The organism is Microbispora sitophila, from assembly GCF_014892245.1.
Lineage (GTDB): Bacteria > Actinomycetota > Actinomycetes > Streptosporangiales > Streptosporangiaceae > Microbispora > Microbispora siamensis.
In genome coordinates this window covers 26,062-48,207 of record NZ_JADBGC010000026.1, presented here as the reverse complement: position 1 = coordinate 48,207, position 22,146 = coordinate 26,062, and the positions used below count along the sequence as shown (strand labels likewise).

At 68.8% G+C, this 22,146-nt stretch carries 24 protein-coding genes; 14 read left to right on the top strand and 10 right to left on the bottom strand.

The features are described 5' to 3' along the window. Nucleotides 1–7 precede the first annotated feature (7 nt). The 4 genes from IL992_RS36200 to IL992_RS36190 form a co-directional block, all read right to left on the bottom strand. Complete coding sequence (locus IL992_RS36200) at nucleotides 8–847, bottom strand: LLM class flavin-dependent oxidoreductase (protein WP_319019051.1); 840 nt, start codon at nucleotides 845–847, stop codon at nucleotides 8–10. A gap of 166 nt (nucleotides 848–1,013) precedes the next feature. Then, nucleotides 1,014–1,145 carry a hypothetical protein gene (locus IL992_RS47970; protein WP_256863183.1) on the bottom strand — a complete coding sequence of 44 codons (132 nt, stop codon included), beginning with the start codon at nucleotides 1,143–1,145 and terminating at the stop codon, nucleotides 1,014–1,016. A 129-nt stretch (nucleotides 1,146–1,274) separates the two neighbouring features. After that, nucleotides 1,275–2,714 (bottom strand): MFS transporter, encoded by a 1,440-nt coding sequence (locus IL992_RS36195; protein ID WP_193207818.1) that lies wholly within the window; start codon nucleotides 2,712–2,714, stop codon nucleotides 1,275–1,277. A gap of 103 nt (nucleotides 2,715–2,817) precedes the next feature. After that, complete coding sequence (locus tag IL992_RS36190; RefSeq protein ID WP_193207817.1) at nucleotides 2,818–3,261, bottom strand: ATP-binding protein; 444 nt, start codon at nucleotides 3,259–3,261, stop codon at nucleotides 2,818–2,820. 151 nt (nucleotides 3,262–3,412) lie between these two features. Here IL992_RS36190 and IL992_RS36185 point away from each other — a divergent pair, with 151 nt between their 5' ends. The 5 genes from IL992_RS36185 (at nucleotide 3,413) to IL992_RS36165 (ending at nucleotide 5,227) form a co-directional block, all read left to right on the top strand. Continuing rightward, on the top strand, nucleotides 3,413–4,264 hold the full coding sequence (locus tag IL992_RS36185) for a helix-turn-helix domain-containing protein (RefSeq protein ID WP_193207816.1): 852 nt from the start codon (nucleotides 3,413–3,415) through the stop codon (nucleotides 4,262–4,264). Next, nucleotides 4,261–4,482 carry a DUF397 domain-containing protein gene (locus IL992_RS36180; RefSeq protein WP_193207815.1) on the top strand — a complete coding sequence of 74 codons (222 nt, stop codon included), beginning with the start codon at nucleotides 4,261–4,263 and terminating at the stop codon, nucleotides 4,480–4,482. The genes IL992_RS36185 and IL992_RS36180 overlap by 4 nt, the downstream gene beginning before the upstream one ends. Before the next feature lie 120 nt (nucleotides 4,483–4,602). Continuing rightward, a complete protein-coding gene (locus IL992_RS36175) occupies nucleotides 4,603–4,749 on the top strand; it encodes a hypothetical protein (protein WP_159454895.1) in 147 nt (48 codons plus the stop codon). A gap of 12 nt (nucleotides 4,750–4,761) precedes the next feature. Beyond that, a complete protein-coding gene (locus IL992_RS36170) occupies nucleotides 4,762–4,989 on the top strand; it encodes a DUF6158 family protein (protein ID WP_193207814.1) in 228 nt (75 codons plus the stop codon). After that, complete coding sequence (locus tag IL992_RS36165) at nucleotides 4,982–5,227, top strand: helix-turn-helix domain-containing protein (RefSeq protein WP_193207813.1); 246 nt, start codon at nucleotides 4,982–4,984, stop codon at nucleotides 5,225–5,227. Before IL992_RS36170 ends, IL992_RS36165 begins: the two co-directional genes overlap by 8 nt. Before the next feature lie 196 nt (nucleotides 5,228–5,423). On the opposite strand, the gene IL992_RS36160 is transcribed toward IL992_RS36165, so the two are convergent. Continuing rightward, nucleotides 5,424–5,795, bottom strand: coding sequence for a hypothetical protein (locus tag IL992_RS36160; RefSeq protein WP_193207812.1), 372 nt, complete (start codon nucleotides 5,793–5,795; stop codon nucleotides 5,424–5,426). A 130-nt stretch (nucleotides 5,796–5,925) separates the two neighbouring features. On the opposite strand from IL992_RS36160, the gene IL992_RS36155 reads away from it, so the two are divergent. Further along, complete coding sequence (locus IL992_RS36155) at nucleotides 5,926–6,918, top strand: LacI family DNA-binding transcriptional regulator (RefSeq protein ID WP_193207811.1); 993 nt, start codon at nucleotides 5,926–5,928, stop codon at nucleotides 6,916–6,918. A gap of 79 nt (nucleotides 6,919–6,997) precedes the next feature. Here IL992_RS36155 and IL992_RS36150 read toward each other — a convergent pair whose 3' ends face one another. Then, nucleotides 6,998–9,826, bottom strand: coding sequence for a discoidin domain-containing protein (locus tag IL992_RS36150; RefSeq protein ID WP_193207810.1), 2,829 nt, complete (start codon nucleotides 9,824–9,826; stop codon nucleotides 6,998–7,000). 345 nt (nucleotides 9,827–10,171) lie between these two features. Here IL992_RS36150 and IL992_RS36145 point away from each other — a divergent pair, with 345 nt between their 5' ends. The 6 genes from IL992_RS36145 (at nucleotide 10,172) to IL992_RS36120 (ending at nucleotide 18,888) form a co-directional block, all read left to right on the top strand. After that, complete coding sequence (locus tag IL992_RS36145) at nucleotides 10,172–11,182, top strand: LacI family DNA-binding transcriptional regulator (protein ID WP_079319737.1); 1,011 nt, start codon at nucleotides 10,172–10,174, stop codon at nucleotides 11,180–11,182. Nucleotides 11,183–11,910: 728 nt separating this feature from the next. After that, a complete protein-coding gene (locus IL992_RS36140; protein WP_193207809.1) occupies nucleotides 11,911–13,290 on the top strand; it encodes an extracellular solute-binding protein in 1,380 nt (459 codons plus the stop codon). 100 nt (nucleotides 13,291–13,390) lie between these two features. Then, the gene (locus IL992_RS36135; RefSeq protein WP_193207808.1) at nucleotides 13,391–14,314 is read left to right on the top strand and encodes a carbohydrate ABC transporter permease; all 924 of its coding nucleotides are present in this window, start codon (nucleotides 13,391–13,393) and stop codon (nucleotides 14,312–14,314) included. An 11-nt stretch (nucleotides 14,315–14,325) separates the two neighbouring features. Beyond that, on the top strand, nucleotides 14,326–15,303 hold the full coding sequence (locus tag IL992_RS36130; protein ID WP_079319734.1) for a carbohydrate ABC transporter permease: 978 nt from the start codon (nucleotides 14,326–14,328) through the stop codon (nucleotides 15,301–15,303). Between the two features lie 43 nt (nucleotides 15,304–15,346). Next, nucleotides 15,347–16,915, top strand: coding sequence for a glycoside hydrolase family 13 protein (locus IL992_RS36125; RefSeq protein ID WP_193207807.1), 1,569 nt, complete (start codon nucleotides 15,347–15,349; stop codon nucleotides 16,913–16,915). Then, complete coding sequence (locus tag IL992_RS36120) at nucleotides 16,912–18,888, top strand: glycosyl hydrolase family 28-related protein (protein ID WP_193207806.1); 1,977 nt, start codon at nucleotides 16,912–16,914, stop codon at nucleotides 18,886–18,888. Before IL992_RS36125 ends, IL992_RS36120 begins: the two co-directional genes overlap by 4 nt. 74 nt (nucleotides 18,889–18,962) lie before the next feature. On the opposite strand, the gene IL992_RS36115 is transcribed toward IL992_RS36120, so the two are convergent. From IL992_RS36115 to IL992_RS36105, 3 genes are all read right to left on the bottom strand, one after another. Then, entirely contained in the window at nucleotides 18,963–19,166 is a 204-nt protein-coding gene (locus IL992_RS36115) for a DUF397 domain-containing protein (RefSeq protein ID WP_182901120.1), read from the bottom strand. A gap of 108 nt (nucleotides 19,167–19,274) precedes the next feature. Beyond that, nucleotides 19,275–19,490, bottom strand: coding sequence for a DUF397 domain-containing protein (locus IL992_RS36110; RefSeq protein WP_193207805.1), 216 nt, complete (start codon nucleotides 19,488–19,490; stop codon nucleotides 19,275–19,277). 62 nt (nucleotides 19,491–19,552) lie between these two features. After that, a complete protein-coding gene (locus tag IL992_RS36105) occupies nucleotides 19,553–20,416 on the bottom strand; it encodes a helix-turn-helix domain-containing protein (RefSeq protein WP_193207804.1) in 864 nt (287 codons plus the stop codon). A 364-nt stretch (nucleotides 20,417–20,780) separates the two neighbouring features. On the opposite strand from IL992_RS36105, the gene IL992_RS36100 reads away from it, so the two are divergent. Both IL992_RS36100 and IL992_RS36095 read left to right on the top strand, forming a co-directional pair. Next, nucleotides 20,781–21,059, top strand: coding sequence for a hypothetical protein (locus IL992_RS36100; protein WP_193207803.1), 279 nt, complete (start codon nucleotides 20,781–20,783; stop codon nucleotides 21,057–21,059). Next, complete coding sequence (locus IL992_RS36095; protein ID WP_193207802.1) at nucleotides 21,056–21,649, top strand: hypothetical protein; 594 nt, start codon at nucleotides 21,056–21,058, stop codon at nucleotides 21,647–21,649. The genes IL992_RS36100 and IL992_RS36095 overlap by 4 nt, the downstream gene beginning before the upstream one ends. A gap of 27 nt (nucleotides 21,650–21,676) precedes the next feature. On the opposite strand, the gene mscL is transcribed toward IL992_RS36095, so the two are convergent. Beyond that, on the bottom strand, nucleotides 21,677–22,105 hold the full coding sequence (gene mscL, locus IL992_RS36090) for a large conductance mechanosensitive channel protein MscL (RefSeq protein WP_193207801.1): 429 nt from the start codon (nucleotides 22,103–22,105) through the stop codon (nucleotides 21,677–21,679). Between the last annotated feature and the right edge of the window lie 41 nt (nucleotides 22,106–22,146).

Sequence of the window (22,146 nt, the reverse complement as noted above, 5' to 3'; positions counted from 1 at the left end):
CGGCGGGTCAGAGGGCGGACAGCAGCTTGTGGACGTGGGAGAGCGGGTCGGCGCCCACCGGGCGGACGGCGACCGTGGACACGCCCGCCTCCCACAGTCGCCTGACCTGGGTGGACGCCTCCTCCGGCGAGCCCGCCGCCATGACGACCTCCTCCGGCGCCACCTGCAGGAACCCTGCCTGCTCCTCCGCCGCGTGCCGCATGGCCTCGCGTGCGTCGTCGCCGACGTAGAGGTGGACGAACCCCACCACTTCATGATCGCCGGTCGCGCCGATCCGCTCGATCATCGACCGCAACCGCTCCGGACTGAGACCCTCGGGGAGGATCGTGCCCTGGGCCACCCGTCCCGACAGGGCCAGCGAGCGCGGGCTCACCACCCCGGCGAGGACGGGCGGCGGCTCGGCCGGCGGGTGAACGAGGCGGACGCCGTCCAGGCTCACCTCGCGTCCGTGCAGGGTGACGGTCTCACCGCGCAGCAGCGCGCGTACGGACGTGATCGTCTCCTCCAGCAGCGACAGCGGCGACGCGGCGGCGGCGCCCACCTGACGCATCCACGCCTGCACACCGTGCCCGATTCCCGCGGCCAGCCGCCCGGGGTGGAGACGGGCCAGGTTGGCCAGCTCCATCGCCAGCAGCATCGGGTTGCGCAGGGGCGCGGGGGTGATGCCGATGCCGACGCGCAGGCGCGAGGTCGCGGCCAGTGCGGTGGCGGCCGAGGAGATCGCGCCCGTCCAGCCGAGGTCCTCCACCACCCACAGGTCCGAGACCGCCGTGCCGTCGAGTTCCCCGGCGAACGACGGAAGCGACTCCGGCGGCAGGTCGCGGTCGAAGACGACTCCAAGCCTCACGGGTGGCCCTCCAGAACAAGCGAGATCGGCTTTACGGCCCTCCGAGTATCCAGGACGGAGGGAGGCGTCGCATACGGGGGCGGGTGGTGAAGAAGGTCCGGGTGAAGGAGGAGGGCCGGGCCACGGGGGCCCGGCCCGGATCATGGTGGCACCGGCCGTGCGGCCGTCACTCGCTCGCGCCCTCGGCGGGGCGGTTGGCCTTCTTCGCCTGCTTCGCCGAGCGGGCTTCCTTGATGGCCGTCCTCTTCGCCTTGCCGGTGGACTTCGCGGGCTTCTTCTTCTGAGCGTCGTCAGCCATGATTCCCCCGAATGTACGAGGATGCGCCTTATGTGCGCATCTGAGGGGATTGATACCCAGGAGAGCCGTGAGACACCCGGCCAGGTACGGCTCGCACAGTGAAGGTGCGAGCCGTACCGGTACGCCCGGTCAGACCATCTGGCGCTGCTCGGCGCTGAGCGGGGCGGCGATGTCCTCCAGCGAGCGCCGGGCCGCCTCCACGCCCATGAACCACTGCACCAGCCCGGCCGCCATCATCAGGAGGGCGCCGACGACGTAGCCGACCACGACGTTGCCGACGACCCCGCTCTCCACCAGGCGGCCGAACAGCACGGGCCCGATGATGCCGCCGAGCCCGGTTCCGACGGCGTAGAACAGCGCGATCGCCAGGGCCCTGGTCTCCATCGGGAAGATCTCCGAGACCGTCAGGTAGGCGCTGCTCGCCCCCGCCGAGGCGAAGAAGAACACCACCATCCAGCAGGCCGTGAGGGTCACCGGGGTCAGCACGTGCGCGTTGAACAGCGCGGCGGTGCCCAGCAGGAGCAGGCCCGACAGCACGTAGGTGCCCGCGATCATCGTCCGGCGCCCGATCGTGTCGAAGAACCGGCCGAGCAGGACCGGGCCGAGGAAGTTCCCGATCGCGATCGGAACGAGGTACCACGGCGTGCTGCCGTCCGGCACCTTGAAGAACGTCGACAGCACCAGCGCGTAGGTGAAGAAGATCGAGTTGTAGAGGAACGCCTGGCCGATGAACAGCGACAGGCCGACGGTCGTGCGCTTGGGATAGCGGCGCAGCAGCGTGGCCGCCACCTCCGACAGCGGGGTGTGACTCCGCTGGTTGATCCGCATCTCCCCGTGGGCGGGTTCGAGCGTCTTGCCGCTCTCCTCCCGGATCTTCGTCTCGATGTCCCGCACGATCTCCTCGGCCTCTTCTCCGCGGCCGTGGATGAACAGCCAGCGCGGGCTTTCGGGCACGGTCTTGCGGACCAGCAGGATGCCCACGCCGAGGACGGCGCCCAGGCCGAACAGCAGGCGCCAGCCGAGCTCGGCCGGCAGCAGGCTCGTGTTCAGCGCCGGGATCGCGATGAGCGCGCCGAGCGCGGTGCCCAGCCAGTAGGAACCGTTCACCACCAGGTCGACCGTGCCGCGCACGCGGGCCGGGATGAGCTCGTCGATCGCCGAGTTGATCGCGGCGTACTCGCCTCCGATGCCGGCGCCGGTGAAGAACCGGCACAGGTAGAAGTACCAGGCGTCGTGCGAGAAGGCCGTGGCCACGGTGGCGGCGAGGTAGAGGGCGAGCGTCACCAGGAAGAGCTTCTTGCGCCCGAACCGGTCCGTCAGGTGGCCGAAGAAGAGAGCGCCGAGGCAGGCTCCCGCGACGTACACACCGGCGGCGATCCCGACCTCGCTGTCGGTGAGCCCCAGCCCGCTGCTCGGGTCCGTGATCCGGGGGCCGATGACCCCCACGATGGTCACCTCGAGCCCGTCGAGGATCCAGACGGTGCCGAGTCCGATGAGCACGAGCCAGTGCCAACGGGCCCAGGGGAGCCGATCCAGCCGCGCGGGAATGTCGGTGCTTATTTGCGCCATATCGTCCCCTTCTCCGCAAGATATGGCGCCCGTCTACCCCGGATCCGGCCAGAAATTCGTTCTGCTTCTCACCGGTCTCGGCCGTGGCGGTGCGGACCGGCGTTCAGGCCGTTCTCGTGCTCTCGCTCTCCACGCTCCTGGGCGGCGGCACGGCGGCGTCGTGCCCGAGTTCGAACCACACGCAGACCCCGGTGCGGCTGGCCGACACCCCCCACCGCCGCGTGAACAGGTCCACGAGGTGGACGCCGCGGCCCGGCGTCAGCTCGGGAGACGTCCAGCACCCGCAGCCCTGGGTCGACAGCGTGACGCGGACCGCGGCGGATGTGGCCAGGACCGACACGCCGTACCCCGGCGGGCGTCCGCAGGAGACGGCATGCCGCAGGGACTCGGCGACCAGCTCGCCGATCAGTTGCACGGCGTCGTCGCGGCAGGGGTGGCCGTCGCCGAGACGGCTCGCCACGAACCGCCGGGCGGCCCGCACTTGGGACGGGTCTCCCGAGAAGGGGCGTGAGATCGCGATTCTCCCCGAGAGGTTGAGAATTGTCATCCCGTGATAACTCCCTGTGCACCCGTCTGCGGATGGCGATTCGAGGTCCGTGTAAGACTTCGTTCATCCTGCACTTTGCAAAACGACTACGCAATATGGCGAATGCACGATTGCATAGTTTCCTTTTGCGGCGAAAGGGAGAGTTCGGTTCATGAGGGGAGTTGGCGGCCCTACGGTCCGGCTCCGTCGGCTTTCCGGTGAGCTGACGCGTCTGCGGCGTGAGGCCGGGTTCGTCCGCGAGGAGGTCGCGCGACGGCTCGGCATGGCGGTCTCCACCGTCTACCGGATCGAGGCCGGTCACACCCGCCCGCAGGCCCGGACCATCCGCGACCTGCTCGACCTCTACGGCGTCGAGGGCTCGGAACGGGAGGCGCTGGTCGCGCTGGCCAGGGACGCCGCCCGGCGGGGGTGGTGGCGCGCCTACGACGACGTCCTGCCCGGGCCGTACGTCGGGCTGGAGGCCGAGGCGTCGTCGGTGCGCAACTACGAGCCGCTGCTGGTCCCCGGGCTGCTGCAGACCGAGGACTACGCCCGCGCGGTCATCGGTGCGGCCCTGGTCAAGGACCCGGCGGAGATCGAGCGGCGGGCGGCGGCCCGGATGGAGCGCCAGCGGCGCCTGACCGGCCCCGCCCCGCTGGAGCTGTGGGCGGTCCTCGACGAGGCGGCGCTGCGCCGGCCCGTGGGCGGCCCGCCTGTGATGGCCGAGCAGTTGCGCAGGCTGCGGGAGATGGCCGTCCAGCCGAACGTCACCGTCCAGGTGCTGCCGTTCGACGCGGGCGCCTACCTCGGCATGGGCAACTCGACGGCGATCCTGGCCTTCCCCGATCCCGGCGACACCGACGTGGTGCTGCTGGAGAACATGAGCGGCGAGCTCTACCTGGAGGATCCGGCGGAGATCCGCGGATACGTCCAGGTCTTCGATCATCTTCGTGCCGCCGCGCTCGGCCCGGAGAAGTCCATGGAAATGATCATTTCGGTCGAGAAGGAGATGGCAGGACGATGAGGGGACTCGTACCGGCGGACGACCTGGCCTGCGCGGTCTGGCGTAAGGCGGCGCGCTCGAACACCGTCGGCAACCAGTGCGTGGAGGTCGCGCGCCTGCGTGACGGCGTCGCCGTACGCGACTCGAAGGATCCGCAGGGGCCGCGGCTGATGTTCACCCCCGGCGAGTGGGAGGCGTTCGTCGAAGGGGTCAAGGGCGGGGAGTTCGACCTGTCCTGAGAGCTCCCGTACCCGTAGGGCCCGTCTCCGTCGTGGATGGAGCGGGCCGTACGGCATTCGGGGGCGGTGCGGTGCGGCCGGTCCGGAATGGCGGGCGCTCCACCGGGCAGGAGACCTGGCATGCGAAGGGAAGACGACCGATACATCGATACCGAGGATGAGCCGGATATCGCCGGCGAGTGGACGCCGTCCGCCACGGATCCGCCCAACGCGGAGCCGGACGACAAGAACCCTGACGAACGCTGGGACAAGCCGACAGAGGTGTGAGGGAGGACCGTCATGACCATGGGAGTCGACCCGCGGGACCTGGGCGACGAGGACCTGATCCGCGAGTTGCGCCACCTGCACGAGACCCGGTCGGAGACGTTCTTCCACGGGTCGGATGACGCGCTGGAGCGCCACACCTCGCGGACGCAGGAACTGGAACGCGAGTACCTCGAACGCTACCCGGACCGGCAGGTCGATCCGGAGCGGCTGCGTGAGGGGGCGAGACAGCGAAGTGCCTGACGAGGAGAGCCTGGAAGACGTCCAGGAGATGACGACGGCGGACATGACGGTCTACGAGGCCGTCGCCGCCCTGAACACGGAGGAACGGCCCGCGACGTCCGCCGAGGTCGCCGAGATGACCGGTCTCCCGGAGGACGACGTACGGCGGTGCCTCGCCGGCCTGGCCGAGGGCGGCAGGCTGGTGCCCAAGGGAGACGCCTACCTCCTCGGCACCCACGACTGGGGGCTCGAGTACTGACGCCGCGGCGGGCTTTGCCCCACCACCAGGCGGACACGCGCACGGGCGGGCGGGTGCTCCGGCCGGCCGTGATAGTGGCGGTCCGGTGAGCCGCGGGAGCGGCCATCGCGGGCGCGGTGGTACCTGGCACGGTCTTACGCCGGCCCGCCTCGCCCGCCCCCGGCGCTTCGCGCCGGCGGGCGAGGCGGGCCGGAGGTCAGGAGCAGGCGGAGGCGAGCTGCTGGGTCGCCTGGGTGGCCTTCTGGCCGAACTCGGCGAGCTTGGTCGCGGCGGCCGGGTCCGACAGGTCGATCTTGAAGGACGCCCACGAGTCGGCCATGCCGGTGAGCGCCACCTTCAGGTCGCCGTCGGCCTTGCCGGACAGGTCCTTGAGCTGCGCGGCCAGGTCACTGGTCGCGGCGTTGATGCCCTTGATGTCGCCGGCCGCGGCGGCGGCCTTGCCGCTGTAGTCGGTGAACGCCTTGGTCGCCTCCTCGCAGACGGCCGTCTGGCTCCCGCTGCAGGCGGCGGTCAGACCGAGAAGGGCGGACGCCGCGACGACGGCGAGGCTGTTCCTGAGGATGTTCATGATGCCTTCCTGAGTGATCTGTAACGCGTCAGACACTAGGAATGGCCTCTTTCACGGTGCTTTCAGCCCGCTTGCAACCGTGTCGTCGAAGATCCTTGGCCTGTCCGCTCCGCGTCGTATGCTTGCCGCCATGACGCGACGGCTTGCGGAGGTTGCGAAGAAGGTCGGGGTCAGCGAGGCCACGGTGAGTCGCGTCCTCAACGGCAAGGCCGGGGTCTCCGAGGCCACCCGGGAGGCCGTGCTGACGGCTCTCGACGTGCTCGGGTACGAGCGGCCCACGCAGTTGCGCGGCGAGCGCGCCCGCCTGGTCGGGCTCGTCCTGCCCGAGCTGCAGAATCCGATCTTCCCGGCGTTCGCCGAGGTCGTCGGCGGGGCGCTGGCACAGCAGGGGTTCACCCCCGTGCTCTGCACGCGTACGGTCGGCGGGATCTCGGAGGCCGACTATGTGGATCTGCTGTTGCAACAGCAGGTGTCCGGCGTGGTCTTCGCCGGGGGGCTCTACACGCAGACCGGCGTCGTCCACGAGCACTACCTGCGGCTGGTGGAGCGGCGGCTGCCCACGGTGCTGGTCAACGCCGCAGCCGATCACTGGGACTTCCCCCGCGTCTCCTGTGACGACACGATCGCGGTGGAGCAGGCGCTGGGCCACCTGCGCGCGCTCGGCCACCAGCGAATAGGCCTGGTCGTCGGTCCCGCCGACCACATGCCGTCCATACGGAAACTGGAGGCGTTCCGGGCGGCGGGCGGCGAGCTGGTCGAGCACACGATGCACTCGCTGGAGGGCGGCCACGCGGCGGCGCTGAAGCTCGTGCGGCAGGACGTCACGGGGATCATCTGCGGCAGCGACCCGCTGGCCCTCGGAGCCATCCGCGCGGCGCGGCGGGCCGGTCGGCGCGTGCCCCACGACGTGTCCGTCGTCGGATACGACGACTCCGCGCTCATGACGTGCGTGGACCCGCCGCTGACGACGGTGCGTCAGCCGATCGAGGCGATGGGCCGGGCCGCGGTGGAGCTGCTGGTCAGCCAGATCGAGGGCGCCGCCGTCGCGACGGGCGAGCTGTTGTTCGAGCCGGAACTGGTGGTCCGCTCCTCCACCGGCCGCGTCGGCGTCCCCGTCACCTGACGGCCTGCCGGGGGTCATGCTGTGTGGGGGAGCCCGGAGGAGGAGGCGTCCACTCCTCCTCCGGGCGTCCCGTTCCGGGTTACGAGGCGTACGCCTCGAACTCGGAGATCTGCGCGGCCGGCCAGCCGGTGTTACCGGTGACGCTCAGCCGCAGGTAGCGCCGGGCGGCGGCGGGCACGGCGACCGTGACGGTGTTGCCGGTCGCCGGGTCGAAGGTGTGGCCCGCGGGTCCGGCGATCGTGGTGTAATTCGTGCCGTCCGTGCTGCCGAGGACCGAAAGCGTCTGGGTGCGGGCGCCCCAGGCGGCGCTCGGCGGCAGCTTGAGCACAACCCTGCCCACCGTGACGGACGCGCCGAGGTCCACGGTCAGGGTCTGCGGGAAGGCGTTGCCGGCCGACTCCCAGTAGGAGTTGGCGTCGCCGTCCACGACGTTGGCGGGGACGTACGTCTGGGTGGTGCTCGTCGCCGTGACCGTCTTGCCCCGGGCGAGGTTCCCCGTGGGCGGCGGGCTGGGGGAGACGCTGGGTGACGGGCTGGGGGTGGCGCCGGTGCCGTACACCTCGAAGGCCGACAGCTGCCCTGCGGGCCAGCCGGTGTTGCCGGTGACCGTCACCCGGACGTAGCGGACGTTCGCGGTCGTGAAGGGGATGCTCGCCGTGTTCCCGGTGGCCGGGTCGAACGTACGGCCTGCCGAGGGGGACAAGGTGGTGTAGTTCGTCCCGTCCGCGCTGCCCAGGACCGCAAGGGTCTGGGTGCGGGCGCCCCAGGCGGCGCTCGGCGGCAGCTTGAGCACCACCCGCTGGACCGGGGTCACCGCGCACAGGTCCACGGTGATCGACTGCGGGAAGGCGTTGTTGGCCGACTCCCAGTAGGTGTTGGCGTCGCCGTCCACGACGTTGGCGGGGACGTACGTCTGGGTGCTGCTCGTCGCCGTGACCGTCTTGCCCCGGGCGAGGTCGCCGCTGCCGGGATCGCACCCCGTGGGACTGGGCGAGGGGGAGGGGGAGACGGAGGGTGAGGCGGGCGGCGAGGGGCTCGGGCTGGGGTCGCCGCCGTCGTAGATGTAGTTCGGCGCGGGCCACTGGCCGGTGCAGACGGTGGAGCTCAGGCTCCAGCCGGAGTTGCCCGTGCCGTACGTGGGGGCGAATCCGGTGCCGACGCAGTTGTGGATCGCGACGCCCGCGCCGATGTGGGCCGCCCGGACGTTGGTGAAGCTCGCCTTCGCCGCCGCCTGCGCCTGGATCATGTACGTCCCGGTGCCGTCGATGTTCACGTTCGAGAAGTTGACGGTCTGGGTGCTGCCCTCGATGAACTGGATGGCCTCGTAGGAACTGTCGATGATGTCGGTGTCGGTCACGTTGATCGTCGCGTTGATCGGCTCGTTGAGGCCGTCGAACCAGATCGCGCCGACGCCGAAGTTCCAGTTGTAGTCGCTGTTGCCGGCCCGGATGAGGGTGTTGCGGGCGACGGTGATCGTGCCGGCGACCGCCGTGCCCTGGCCGGAGTTCACTCCCGGATAGCGGTTGGCGACGTGGATGCCGCCGCCGTTGGTGAGTGTGTCGCTGACCACGTTGTCGGTGATCTTTATGTCCCGGCCGCCGTACGTCACGATGTTGTTGGCCAGGACCGGCGCGACCACGGTGTTGAACGTGAACGCGTTGTTCGCGTTGGCCATCCGGTCGGGCCACATCGCCAGGCCGTCGTCACCGCTGTTGCGGACGAAGGTGTTGGTCACCGTGGAGTTGGTGACGCCGGTGTGGAAGTTCACGCCGTCGGCGGTCTGGTCGAGGATGCGGCTGTTCTTCAACGTGAAGTTGTCCATCGGGCCGTCCATCCAGGCCCCGACCTTGGTGTGCTGGATCCACAGGTTGTCGACCACCGAATTGGTCATCGCGCCCCCGAGGGCGTTGACCTGGTCGTCGTCCACCCGTTCTGTGATGTCGCCGATGATCGCGAAGTCCCGCAGGGTGACGTTGCGGCTCGGCCCGCCCGCCTCGTGCGGCCGAATCCCGCCGGTGTAGCCGCCGCCGCTGACGTACTTGCCGTAGACGCCGACGGCCCGGTTGCGCTGGGTGGGATGGCGGCCGGTGAGCACGCTGTACCAGGGCCCGGCCCCGCGCAGCGTGACCCCGTCCACGACCACGTGGTCCCACAGGGTGTACGTCCCGGCCGGGATGTAGACCTCCTTGCCCTGGGCCTTTCCGGCGTCGACGGCGGCCTGGAAGGCGGCGGTGGAGTCGCTCGTGCCGTTGCGGTCGGCGCCGAAGTCGTCGACCGACAGCGACCCGGCGGGCCGGGGGATCGCGTCCGGCACGAGTTCGAAGTCGGCGAGGTCCACGACGACCCACGGCGCGACCGAGGTGGAGGCCACCTGGATCCTGACCTTGGTGCCCGCCGCCAGGGTGGATCCGAACATCGTCCGCGTCTCGTCGTAGAAGTGGTGCGGCTTGTCGCCGGGCGTGTTGCCGAACGGGTAGCCGCCGTAGAACCAGCCGTACCGGGAGGTGAACTGCAGGTCCTTGAGCTTGGTCCCGTTGATCCGCAGGTCCACCGGTGCCGTGATGCCCGTTCCGGCCGCGTTGTCCGGCACGCTGTAGCGCACGGTCATGGCGTTGGCGGGCTTGGGCAGGGTGAACTCGACGTACTCTCCCGGCGCGTCGAGCCGTACGGTTCGGCGGCCCGACGCCTCGGACGGCAGATGCGTGTAGACGCGGTCCGGGCCGATCTGCTCGCCGTTGGTCGCGGCGGCCTCGGCCTCGATCTCCGTGAACGGCACGGTCGCGCCTCTTCCCGGCACGGAGAAGGGCGACGGCGAGGTCGCGGCCGACGACGTGCCGGGGAACGCCACCACGCTCCCCACAGCGATCAGCGCCCCCGCCACCGCGATGGCGGCTCCGGATCTTCTCATGACGTTCCTTTCTGCATGCGAGACCCGGGAGATGCGGCGTGGACGCTGGACCGCCACACCTCCGAAGAAGGTGAGTGGCCCACACGATAAGTTGGCGAACAACCTTCTGCAATATTCCGACGAGAAGTCGCAAGATGACATGCAGGTTACGACATCACGTAAGCCCAGCCCCGGACCGTCTGGAACGCTCCGCGCATCGCCCGGAGGAGTGCACGGGACGGCGCCCCACGGATCGCGATCGGCGCCGGCCCACCCCGTGGAGCGAGGCAGCGTCTGACGTGCCGTTCGTGACCGGATGCGCAAGCGGATGAAAGCGTTTGCGTTCGCTGTCGTATAGTTGCGTCCATGACACGACGGCTTGCGGAAGTGGCCAAGAAGGTGGGCGTGAGCGAGGCGACGGTGAGTCGCGTGCTCAACGGCAAGCCGGGGGTCTCCGACGCCACCAGAGAGGCCGTGCTCACCGCGCTCGACGTGCTGGGATACGAGCGGCCCACCCAGTTGCGCGGCGACCGCGGCCGGCTCGTCGGCCTGGTCCTCCCCGAGCTGCAGAACCCGATCTTCCCGGCGTTCGCCGAGGTCGTGGGGGGCGCGCTGGCCCAGCAGGGGTTCACGTCCGTGCTGTGCACCCGGACCGTGGGCGGCGTCTCCGAGTCCGACTACGTGGACCTGCTCCTCCAGCAGCACGTGTCCGGCATGGTCTTCGCCGGCGGCCTGTACGCCCAGGGGGACGCCTCCCACAGTCACTACCGCAGGGTCCTCGAACGCAAGCTGCCGACCGTGCTCGTCAACGCGGCGGTCGAGCATCTCGGGTTCCCGCAGGTGTCGTGCGACGACGTCGCCGCGGCCGAGATCGCGCTCGCCCATCTCATGGCGCTCGGGCACCGCCAGGTCGCGATGCTGCTCGGCCCACCCGACCACGTGCCGTCCCAGCGCAAGCTCGCCGCGTTCCGGGCGTACGCGGCCGCCAACGGACTGGAACTCGACCCCGACCACGTCGAGCACACGATGTTCTCGCTGGAAGGCGGGCACGCCGCCGCCACACGCATGGTCGCCAGGGGCGTGACCGGCATCATCTGCGCCAGCGACGTGCTCGCCCTCGGCGCGATCAGGGCCGCCCGCCGCGCGGGGCTGTCGGTGCCCGAGGACGTCTCCGTCATCGGCTATGACGACTCGGCGCTGATGAACTGCGTGGACCCGCCGCTGACCACGGTCCGCCAGCCCATCGACGCGATGGGCAGGGCGGCCGTCGAACTGCTGGTGGCCCAGATCGACGCGGCCGTGGTGCCGGGGGACGAGCTGCTGTTCGAGCCCGAACTGGTCGTCCGCGCCTCGACCGCCCCCGCACCCCGCTCCTAGTTGAGCCTGGGCGGGCCGGTCAGTGCCATGGACCATGGGCAGGCCTGTCTCTGTCGCGAAGCATGGGCGAGCCGGTCAGTGTCATGGACATTGGGCGGGTCGTCACTGTCATGGACCTTGGGCGGGCCGGTCACTGCGCCGGAAGGAACCTCCGGTCCTCGCGAAGCCCGCTCCGCTGGGCCTTCGCTGCGGTCCTCGCTCCCTTCCGCTCCGCTCCCTCCACCCCGGTGAACGTTGTGTAGACCGTCAATCAGCACGGAGCGCCGGGGGCGGGCGGGTGCGGAGGCCGGCGTAAGACCGTGCCAGGTACCACCGCGCCCGCGATGGCCGCTCCTGCGGCTCACCGGGCCGCAACTATCACGGCCGGCCGGAGCACCCGCCCGCTCTTGAGCGCGTCCACTCCTGACAAGCCAAAGTGCAATACAACGTCAACAAGCCAAGCAGCTCTTGAGCGCGTCCAGCCCCCATAAAGCACGCTTCTGAGCGCATCCAGCCCTACAAGCCCGCTCGTGAGCGCGGCTTCCGGATTGCCGTGCCTTGCCCGCTCGCCATGGCATGCCAGTCACAGACCGATCACTGTCACTTTTTTGCAGAGTTAATGACGAACTATTGCTCAGTCCTGCATGTCTCTGTATGTTTCTCGCAACCGAGCGGATCGGGGCGCTCCAGTCGGCCCCGAGCCGTGTGCTTCGACGGGTCGTGGTGCGCGGTTCCAGAAGGGAACGAGGATGAAATCCCACAAGCTCTCGATACTGCTGGTCTCGGGACTTGCCATTGCAGCGGCCGCGGCGTGCGGCACCGACGACAGCGGTAACAGCGGCGACAAGGCCGGCGCGGCGCCCGGCAGCGCCGGACCGGTGTCGATCTCGGTCAACTGCGAGCCGCCGAAGACGAACAAGGCGGAGCGGGCGACCTTCGAGGAAGACCTGGCGGCCTTCCAGAAGCTGAACCCCAACATCAAGGTCTCGAAGGTCACCGACGCCTTCCCCTGCTACGACCCGCGCACCTTCGAGCCCAAACTGGCCAGCGGCGAGCTGGAGACCGTCTTCTACGTCAACTTCCCCAACGTCGGCCGCCTGATCGAGAGCGGACAGGCCGCCGACATCACGCCGTACGTCAACGAGATCAAGACGTTCCAGGACTACAACAGCTCGATCGACCTGTTCAAGAAGGACGGCAAGGTCTACGGCCTGCCGACCGACGGCTACGGCATGGGCCTCGTCTACAACAAGGAGGTCTTCACCAAGGCCGGGCTCGACCCGAACAACCCGCCCAAGACGTGGGCCGACGTGCAGGCCGCCGCGAAGAAGATCGCCGGGCTCGGCCCCGGCTACGTCGGGTACGGCGAGTACAGCGGCAACAACGTCGGCGGCTGGCACTTCACCGCCTCCATCTACGGCCGCGGTGGATCGGTCATCACCGACGACGGCAAGAAGGCCGCCTTCAACACCCCCGAGGGCAGGGCCGTGCTGGAGAACCTCCACCAGATGCGGTGGGTCGACAACAGCATGGGCTCCCAGCTCTACATCGACTGGCCGGCCCTGATGAAGGCCATGGCCGGCGGCAAGATGGGCATGATGCTGGGCGCGCCCGACGTGCTCATCTCGCTGCGCAACGACTTCGGCGGCAAGTTCGAGAACTACGCCATCACCGCCCAGCCCGAGGCCAAGGCCCTGTTCAACGGCGGCGCCGGCTACATGATCAACCCGAAGGCCACGCCGGAGCAGATCAAGGCCGGCCTCAAGTGGATCGAGTACAAGTTCCTCACCCCCGGTAAGGGCCAGTTCGACTACGTGCGGGCCAAGGGCGCGAACCTGACCGTCGGCCAGCCGTACCCCGACCTGTACGGCGCGGACACGCCGTCCGGCCAGGCCGTGAACGAGCTGCGCAAGGCGAACGCCAACATCGACGCCGCGCAGTTCGCCGGATGGGTGGAGGGCTCCAAGGGCATCCCGCCGAAGGCCGAGCCCGGGCCGTACGCCCAGGAGATCTACAAGATCCTCGACACTCCGATGTCGGCCGTGCTGACCCGCAAGGACGCGAACATCGACCAGCTCCTGTCCGACGCCGAGTCGAAGGTCAACTCCCTGCTGGCCTCGAAGGGCTGACCGCCCTGATAATCCGGGCCTAATCCCGGGGCGCCGCCCGCGGCCGTGACCCTCGCGCGGCCGGCGCCCCGGCAAACACGTCGAGATCGGATTCACAACGATGACCACAGCGAGCATCCCGGCAGCGGGCGGCAGGCGGCGGCAGCCGACGAAACTGCGGCGCGCCGTGCGGCGCAACGTCACCGCCTACGGCTTCCTGTGCGGCGCTCTGATCTGTTTCGCGTTCTTCTCCTGGTATCCGATGGTCCGGGAGGTCATCCTCAGCTTCCAGAAGACCAACTTCGTGGACCCGCCCGAATGGGTGGGGCTGGAGAACTTCCGCACCGTCGTCAACGACCCCGCGTTCGGGCCGGCCTGGGTCAACACCGCGGTGTTCACGCTGCTCGCCCTGCTGTGCGGCTACGGGATTCCCTTCGTCACCGCGATCGTCCTGAACGAGCTGCGGCACGCCCGCGCCTACCTGCGCTTCGTGGTCTACCTGCCGGTCATGCTGCCGCCCGCGGTGAGCGTCCTGCTCTTCCAGTGGTTCTACAACCCCGATTACGGGCTGTTCAACCAGGTCCTGGACCTGTTCCACCTGCCCGGCCTGCAGTGGCTCAACTCGACGAGCACCGCGCTGATCTCGCTGGTCATCGTCTCCACCTGGATGAACATGGGCAGCGGCACCCTGATCTACCTCGCCGCCCTGCAGACGATCCCGAGCGAGCTGTACGAGGCCGCGGAACTCGACGGCGCCGGCCTGTTCAAGCGGATCTGGCACGTCACGATCCCGCAGACCAAGCTGATCCTGCTCGTGATGCTGCTGTTGCAGATCGTGGCGACCATGCAGGTCTTCATCGAGCCCTACCTGCTCACCGGCGGCGGCCCCGAGAACGCCACGGTCAGCGTCGTCTACCTCATGTACCAGTACGCCTTCAACTTCGGCAATCTCAACGCGGGCAACGCGCTCGGCCTGATGCTCATGATCGTGCTCATGGTGTTCTCCGCGATCTACCTGCGCGTCTCGCGCGACAACACGGTGTGAGGGGAGCGACCATGTCCAACATCACCGTCATGCCCGACCGCTCGGCCGGGACACCGGCCACCTCCGCCCGGCACGAGCGCCGCGGGCAGCGGCGGCCCCGCAAGCCGATCAACACGCAGTTCCGCACCGCCGTCTCGCCGCATCAGCTCAACACGACGCGTGGCCGGATCATCTACTGGATCGTGCTGGTGATCGTGGTGGTGAGCTTCACCGCCGCGTTCGTCTTCCCGCTCTACTGGATGATCACCGGTGCGATGAAGTCCACCGAGGAACTCAACGCGATCCCGCCGACCTTCCTGCCGTCGCACTTCTCCCTGGACGGCTACCTGCAGGCGTGGGATCTGCTCGGCCTCGGCACGCTGCTCGGCAACACGGCCCTGTACGCCGGCGGCGCCTGGCTGCTGACACTCGCGGTGGACGTCTCGGCGGCCTACGCCCTGTCGAAGCTCCGCCCGGCGCTCGGCAAGGTCGTCCTGGCCCTGATGCTGTCGACGCTGATGATCCCGCCCATGGTCATCATGCTCCCGGCGTATCTCACGGTGAAGGACGTGCCGTTCTTCCACTGGAACCTGCTGAACACGCCGTGGGCGATCTGGCTGCCGGCCGCGGCCAACGGCTTCAACGTCTTCCTGCTCAAGCGGTTCTTCGACTCGATCCCGCGGGAACTGCTCGAAGCCGCCGAGATCGACGGAGCGTCGCCGGGCCGCATCCTGTGGTCGGTGGTGATACCGATCTCCCGGCCCATCCTCGGCGTGGTCTCCATCCTCACCGTCGTCAACGTCTGGCGCGACTTCGTCTGGCCGCTGCTGGTCCTGCCGGACAGCGACAAGATGTCGGTGAGCATCGGCATCGCCTCGCTCTCCTCGCAGATGCCGCAGAACGTGCTGGTCGCCTCCCTGGTGATCGCGAGCATCCCGACCATCGTCGTGTTCTTCCTGTTCCAGCGGCACATCATGGCCGGTCTCACCGCCGGCAGCCTCAAGGGCTGACGCCCCGATCTGTCGCCTTCACCCGTAAGGAGTTGTATTCAGCATGCCCGGCAACACCTCGACCCCCGATTGGTGGCGCGGGGCCGCGATCTACCAGGTCTACCTGCGCAGCTTCGCCGACGGGAACGGCGACGGGACGGGTGACCTGGCGGGGCTGCGGTCACGCCTGCCCTACCTGGCGGATCTCGGCGTCGACGCCATCTGGCTGAACCCCTGGTATCCCTCCCCCATGGCCGACGGCGGTTACGACGTCGCCGACTACCGCAGCATCGAGCCGGTCTTCGGCACCCTGGCCGAGGCGGAGAAGCTGATCGAGGAAGCCCACGGCCTGGGCATCCGTACGATCGTCGACGTCGTCCCCAACCACGCGTCCGACCAGCACGCATGGTTCCAGGAGGCGCTGGCGGCCGGTCCCGGTTCGGAGGCCCGGGAGCGGTTCTGGTTCCGCCCCGGCGTCGGCGACGGCCCGCCCAACGGCTGGCAGTCGATCTTCGGCGGCCCGGCGTGGACGCAGGTGCCGGACGGCGAGTGGTACCTCCACCTGTTCGCCCCCGAGCAGCCCGACTTCAACTGGAACAATCCCGCCGTACGCGAGGAGTTCCTCGACGTGCTGCGGTTCTGGTTCGACCGGGGCGTGGACGGCGTACGCATCGACTCCGCGGCCGTCCTCGTCAAGGACCTCGACAGCGTGGAGGAGTCGTACACCGACCACGACGGGGTCCACGAGATCTACCGCGAGTGGCGGCGGGTGTCCGACTCCTACGGCGGGCGGATCCTCATCGGCGAGGTGTGGCTGCCCGACCAGGAGCGGTTCGCCAACTACCTGCGCCCCGACGAGCTCCACACCGCGTTCAACTTCGACTTCCTGTCGAGTGCGTGGGAGCCGGCCGCTCTGCGCGCCAGCATCGACCTGACCCTCGCCACCCACGTGCCGATCGGCGCGCCTGCGACCTGGGTGCTGTCCAACCACGACGTCGCCCGTCCGGTCACCCGGTATGGCCGGGCCGTCACGTCCTGGGACAACGCGGAACGCCGGGACGGCATGCCGTCCGACCTGGAGCTCGGCCGCCGCCGGGCGCGGGCGGCGGCGCTGCTCGCGATGGCGCTGCCCGGGAGCGTCTACGTCTACCAGGGGGAGGAGCTCGGCCTGAACGAGGTCGAGGACATCCCCGAGGAGCTCATCGACGACCCGATGTGGGAGCGCTCCGGCCACACGGTCCGCGGCCGCGACGGCTGCCGGGTGCCGCTGCCGTGGTCGGGCACCGAGCCGCCCTTCGGATACAGCACCGGCGAGCCCTGGCTGCCGCAGCCGACCGGCTGGCGCGACCTCACCGTGGAGACTCAGGAGGCCGATCCGGGCTCGATGCTCTGCCTCTACCGTTCGGCCCTGCGCCTGCGCCGCGAACTGCTCGGTGACGGCACGCTGACCTGGCTGCCGTACGGGGACGAGGTGATCGCGTTCCGCCGCGATTCCGGCCTGGTCTGCCTGGTCAACCTCGGCGCCGAGCCGGTCGCGCTTCCGGAGACGGGTTCGGTGCTGCTGGCCAGCGGCCCTCTCGACGGCGACCTGCTTCCGTCCGACACCGCGGTCTGGATCACGGAGGGCCGATGAGAATTCTGCTGGCGGCGGCCCTGGCCGCCACCGGGCTCGCGGTCTTACAGACGCCCGCGTCCGCCTCCGCGAAGGCCCCCGTCGTGACGCGGGCCGCCCTCGACCCGGCGCTCGTGTCCGGGCGCGGCGCCGATGTCGACTTCGCCGAGCAGGAGGCGGAGAACGCCGCCACGAACGGCACGGTCATCGGCCCCGGCCGCGACGCGTACACGCTGCCCGCGGAGGCGTCCGGCCGCAAGGCGGTCAAGCTGACCCCCGGGCAGTACGTCGAGTTCACGCTGCCCAAGGCGGCCAACGCGATCACCGTGCGGTACAGCATCCCGGACGCTCCCGGGGGCGGCGGCATCACCGCGCCGCTCGACGTCGCGGTCAACGGCCGCAAACGGGCCACCATGACCCTCACGTCGCAGTACGCCTGGCTCTACAACCAGTATCCGTTCTCGAACGATCCGAACGCCGGGCTGCTGCACCCCGACTGGTGGATCACCGAGTGCTCCTGCGTGCCGGACGCCACCACGCCGGCCCCGGAGATCGCCAAGCCGTTCCGCCCGAACCACTTCTACGACGAGCAGCGCCTCCTGCTCGGCCGCACGTACCGGGCGGGCGACACCGTACGGCTGACGGTCCCGGCAGGGAGCAACGCGGCATGGACGGTCGTCGACCTGCTCGACTCGCACCTCGTCGGCCCGCCGCGCGTCGAGGTCGTCGCGGCGAACGTGCTGGCCTTCGGCGCCGACCCCACCGGCAGGCGCGACTCGGCCGGAGCGATCGACAAGGCCGTCGCCTTCGCCAAACGGGCGCACCTGAAGGTCTACATTCCGCCGGGCACCTACCAGGTGAACCGCCACATCGTCGTGGACGACGTGACGATCACGGGCGCCGGAAGCTGGTACACGATCATCAAGGGCCGCCAGGTCGACCTGGACGCCCCGGCCCCGGACGGCTCGGTGCACACCGGTGTCGGCTTCTACGGCAAGGACGCCTCGGCGGGCGGCAGCCGCAACGTCCACCTGTCCGGCTTCGCCATCGAGGGCGACGTCCGCGAGCGTATCGACACCGACCAGGTCAACGGCGTCGGCGGCGCGATGAGCGACTCGACCATCGACGGGCTCTACATCCGCCACACCAAGGTGGGCATGTGGTTCGACGGTCCGATGCGTAACATCAAGATCACCAATAACGTGATCGTCGACCAGATCGCGGACGGGCTCAACTTCCACACCGGCGTGACGGGCTCCGTCGTGTCGAACAACTTCGTCCGCAACACCGGGGACGACGCGCTCGCCATGTGGTCCGAAAAGACCGCCGACGCGGGCAACACGTTCGACCACAACACGATCCAGACGCCCGTGCTGGCCAACGGCATCGCGATCTACGGCGGCACGGACAACACGGTCTCGAACAACCTGATCGCCGACCCGATCAGGGAGGGCAGCGCCATCCAGGTCGGCTCCCGGTTCGGCGCCGAGCCGTTCGCCGGCAAGCTCCGCATCACGGGCAACACGACCGCACGGGCCGGCACGTTCGAGCTGAACTGGAAGATCGGCCTGGGGGCCATCTGGTTCTACGCCCTGGAGAAGGACATCGACGCCGACATCGAGGTCGGCGGCGACCACTACCTGGACAGCACGTACAACGCGATCATGCTGGTCAGCGAGTGGTCGGTGAAGGACCTGTACGCGATCCCGAAGGTCCGTTTCACGGATATCCGGGTCGACGGCACGGGCACCTCCGTGGTCAGCGCCCGCGTGAAGGGCTCGGCGTCCTTCGAGAACGTGGACGCCCGCAACGTCGGCGCGGTGGGCGTCAACAACTGCGGGTCCTTCAACTTCCCGCCCACCGGGTCGGAGTTCTCCCTGACCGACCTCGGCGGCAACGACGGCGGCTGGCTCGCTCCCTGGATGCTGCCCAACACCATCACCTGCGACGACCGTCCCCCGGTCGTCCCCCCACCCGCCCCGTCCCCCTGGTGACGGAGCACGCGTAGAGGTAGAGGGCTTCCCCGGCGCCGGCCGGGGAAGCCCTTCGTCCGTTCGCGCGCGGAACGTCAGGGCAGGTCGAAGCGGCCGTCCTTGACGTGCTCGACGAAGGTCTGCCATTCCTCGGCCGTGAAGGTGAGGATCGGGCCCTCGCCGCCTCGCTTTCCGTCACGTACGCCCACGTGTCCATCCTGGAAGGCCACTTCGACGCAGTTCCCGCCGCCGCATGCCCGCCGCCATGTCACCTCGCTGAACGTGGGTCGGCCGGCCATTCACCCTCCCGAATGCTCACCCGCAGGCTGCGTGATTAACCGCGAAAGTACCTAGTTACGCTAAATGTACCTTCGGAGGCCTTGCGCGCATAGTGGCGAGTGAGCACGTCACTTCGTCACGTCGTAGGCACCCGCCTTCGCGGCCGTCAGGAAAGCGCGCCATTCCTGTGGCGAATAGAAGAGCGTGCCCATGCTGGGATTCTTCGAATCCCGCAATGCGATCCCTTCGTTGACCTGGGCAAACTGTACGCAGTTCCCGCCGCTGCAACGCGAGGAGATACGCCATTCCGGCTCGGTGGCCGGCAACTCGTCGGATGGTTTCATCTGTTCATGTCTCTCGGCTAGAGTGTCCGCAGAGACGTAGGCGCTCCTGAGTGGTCAATATTTCAGGTGGTGCTGAAGTCCGTTTTCGCACCGGCAATGTGCTTGAGGGACTCGTTGGGGGAGAGCGCCACCGCGCGCAGGCGGTCGACCGCTTCCCGATAAATGGCTAACTCGTTCGGCCTCTCCAGGTACTCGACCCGGTCCAGGGACTCCCGGTAGACGACGTCCGACAGGCTCTGGTCCTTGAACTTGAACATCACGAACGGGTCGTCCGCGCACATGTACGGCCCGGCGGTGAACGGGATCACCTGCACCGTCACATGCGGCGCCTGTCCCAGGACAAGCAGCCGCTCCAGTTGCGCCTCCATGATCGCGGGATCTCCCGTCACCCGGCGCAATGCCGCTTCGTCAATGAAGGTCCAGTAGCGAGGTGGATCGGTGCCCAGCAGGAGTTTCTGACGATTCATGCGGGCTTCGACCCGTCGTTCCAGTACTTCCTGCTCGATGCCCGGGAGCAGACCGCGGATCAGAGTGCGGGCGTACTCCTCGGTCTGGAACAGAGCGGGCAGGTAGGTGATCTGCAACTCGGTGATCGAGGACGCGGCCGCCTCCAGATCCATATAGGTGTAGATCGCGTCGTAGCCGAGGTCGCCGTACTCCTGACGCAGGCCAGGAAGGCGGGATTCCCTCGCCCAGTTCATCAGCTGCCGAACCAGGTTCTCGTCCGTCACCCCGTAAATGCGGCACAGGTCGCGCACATCTCGCTGGCTAACGCCCCGTTGCGCGGTCTCCATCCGGCTGATCTTGGCTGGGCTGCATAGCAGTTCCTCGGCTGCCTGCTCCACTGTCAGGTCGGCGGCGTGCCGCAGTTCTCTCAACCGGTTGGCCAGCTGGCGCCGGCGAAGTGTCACGTTCGTCCCGGCCATGTGCGGTCACCTTCTGGGCCCGTGAAGCTTCTAGATCCGCACGTTACCACGCAGCTGGCATATGCCGCTGGGGAATGCCAATGGCAATTGCCAAAAGGCGATTGCCAACGGCAAAGAAGGGGTACGAACACGGCATAAGCCTCAACGTGGTGGCTGCGCCAGTCAGTTCCCGAGGGATGCGGCATCGCGTCCCGACGGCACCCGGAGGGCTTCAGATCGCGGCCCTCTCGTTCAAAACGTCGCTGGGCCGATGGTGGCACATCGACCCAGCGGAGAGACCATCCGACCCGCTGCTCGGCGAAGGAATGATCCCATGGGATACAACCACCAGAACACCCGTAATCGTCCACCAATCGGATTACGGATGCGCATCGTCGGTCTCGTGTGGAAGCTCACCGGCGAGGCGTTCGCCGAGATCGACGCGTTCGCGTGGGTGCAGCGCTGGGAGATCCGGCGCACCTGGCACACGCACACCTACCGCGACACGCGGTTCGATGCTCTCACCGCCTGCAAGGTCTGCTCCGCGAAGGGGCTGTGCCCGACGGGGCTGCCGTGCCGCCGATGCCGGGGCACCGGGCGGGTCAACCTGCTCGAACCTCCTGCCTCCCGCAGGCCCGAGCGACCCTCGGGCGGCCGGGCATGAGGCACCCCGTCAGGCGGAACCCGCACCTGGTCCTGCGTTTCATCGAGCGGGAGACCTCTCCCGTCGCGCGGCCGGGACCGCTGGTGGTGCTGTGGAGATGGCGTTACGAGGTGATGCTGCTGGTGGGAGGGCCGGCGGTCGGGATCGTCGCCGTGCGGACGGCGGGTCCGGCCGTCACGATCGTCGTCGGCTCTCTGGTCTGCCTGCTCGTCCTGCTGTGGCCGCAGGCCCGCCGGGAGGTGGCGGGCCGCTTCTGGTGCGTGGTGACGCCCCACCGCGTACGGAAGGCCTGCGCCGAGGCGTTGATCGTCAACCGGCGGGGCAAGCTGCCCGTGATCCTCCGTACGAGGCCGGAGCCGTTCGGCGAGCGCCTGTGGGTGTGGTGCAGGGCGGGGACCAGCCCGGGCGACCTCGAACGGGCCCGGGACGTGATCGCCGCCGCGTGCTGGCTGGCCCACGGGGTGCGGATCAGCAGGGATCCGCACCGGACGTCGCTCGTCATCGTGGACGTGTTGCGGCGCGCCGGCCGCCCCGTTCCCCAGGAGCCGGCGGAAACGGGGGAGCGGACGCTGACCCGGTTCCGGCCCTGACGAGGAGAGGACGGGCCCGCGGAGAGGTCAGGCAGGGGGCTTCTCGGCGGCGGGGACGGTGGACAGTTCGACCGTGCAGAAGGCGCAGCGCCGGGCGTCGACGGGGATGTCCGACAGGCACTCGGGGCACTTCTTCTCGGTGGTTTCCTTCTTGGTGTCGAAGAGGCTCAGGAAGCGGGTCATCGGCAGGACGACCAGCCAGTAGACCACGGCGGCGACGATCAGGAACGTCAGCAGGTGGTTGACGAAGTCGCCGTACTTGAACACCGCGCCGTTGACGGTGAACTTGTAGCTGGAGAAGTCGGGCTGTTTCCCGCCGGTGACGGCCGCGATCAGGGGGGTGATCAGGTCCTGTACGAGCGCCTGGATGAGCCCGCTGAACGTCGCGCCCACGACCACGGCGACGGCGAGCTCCACCAGGTTGCCCCGCATGAGGAACTTCTTGAATCCGCTCATGGGGCAACGACCTATCCGGTTTTGCCTTGCCTATGCAAGGG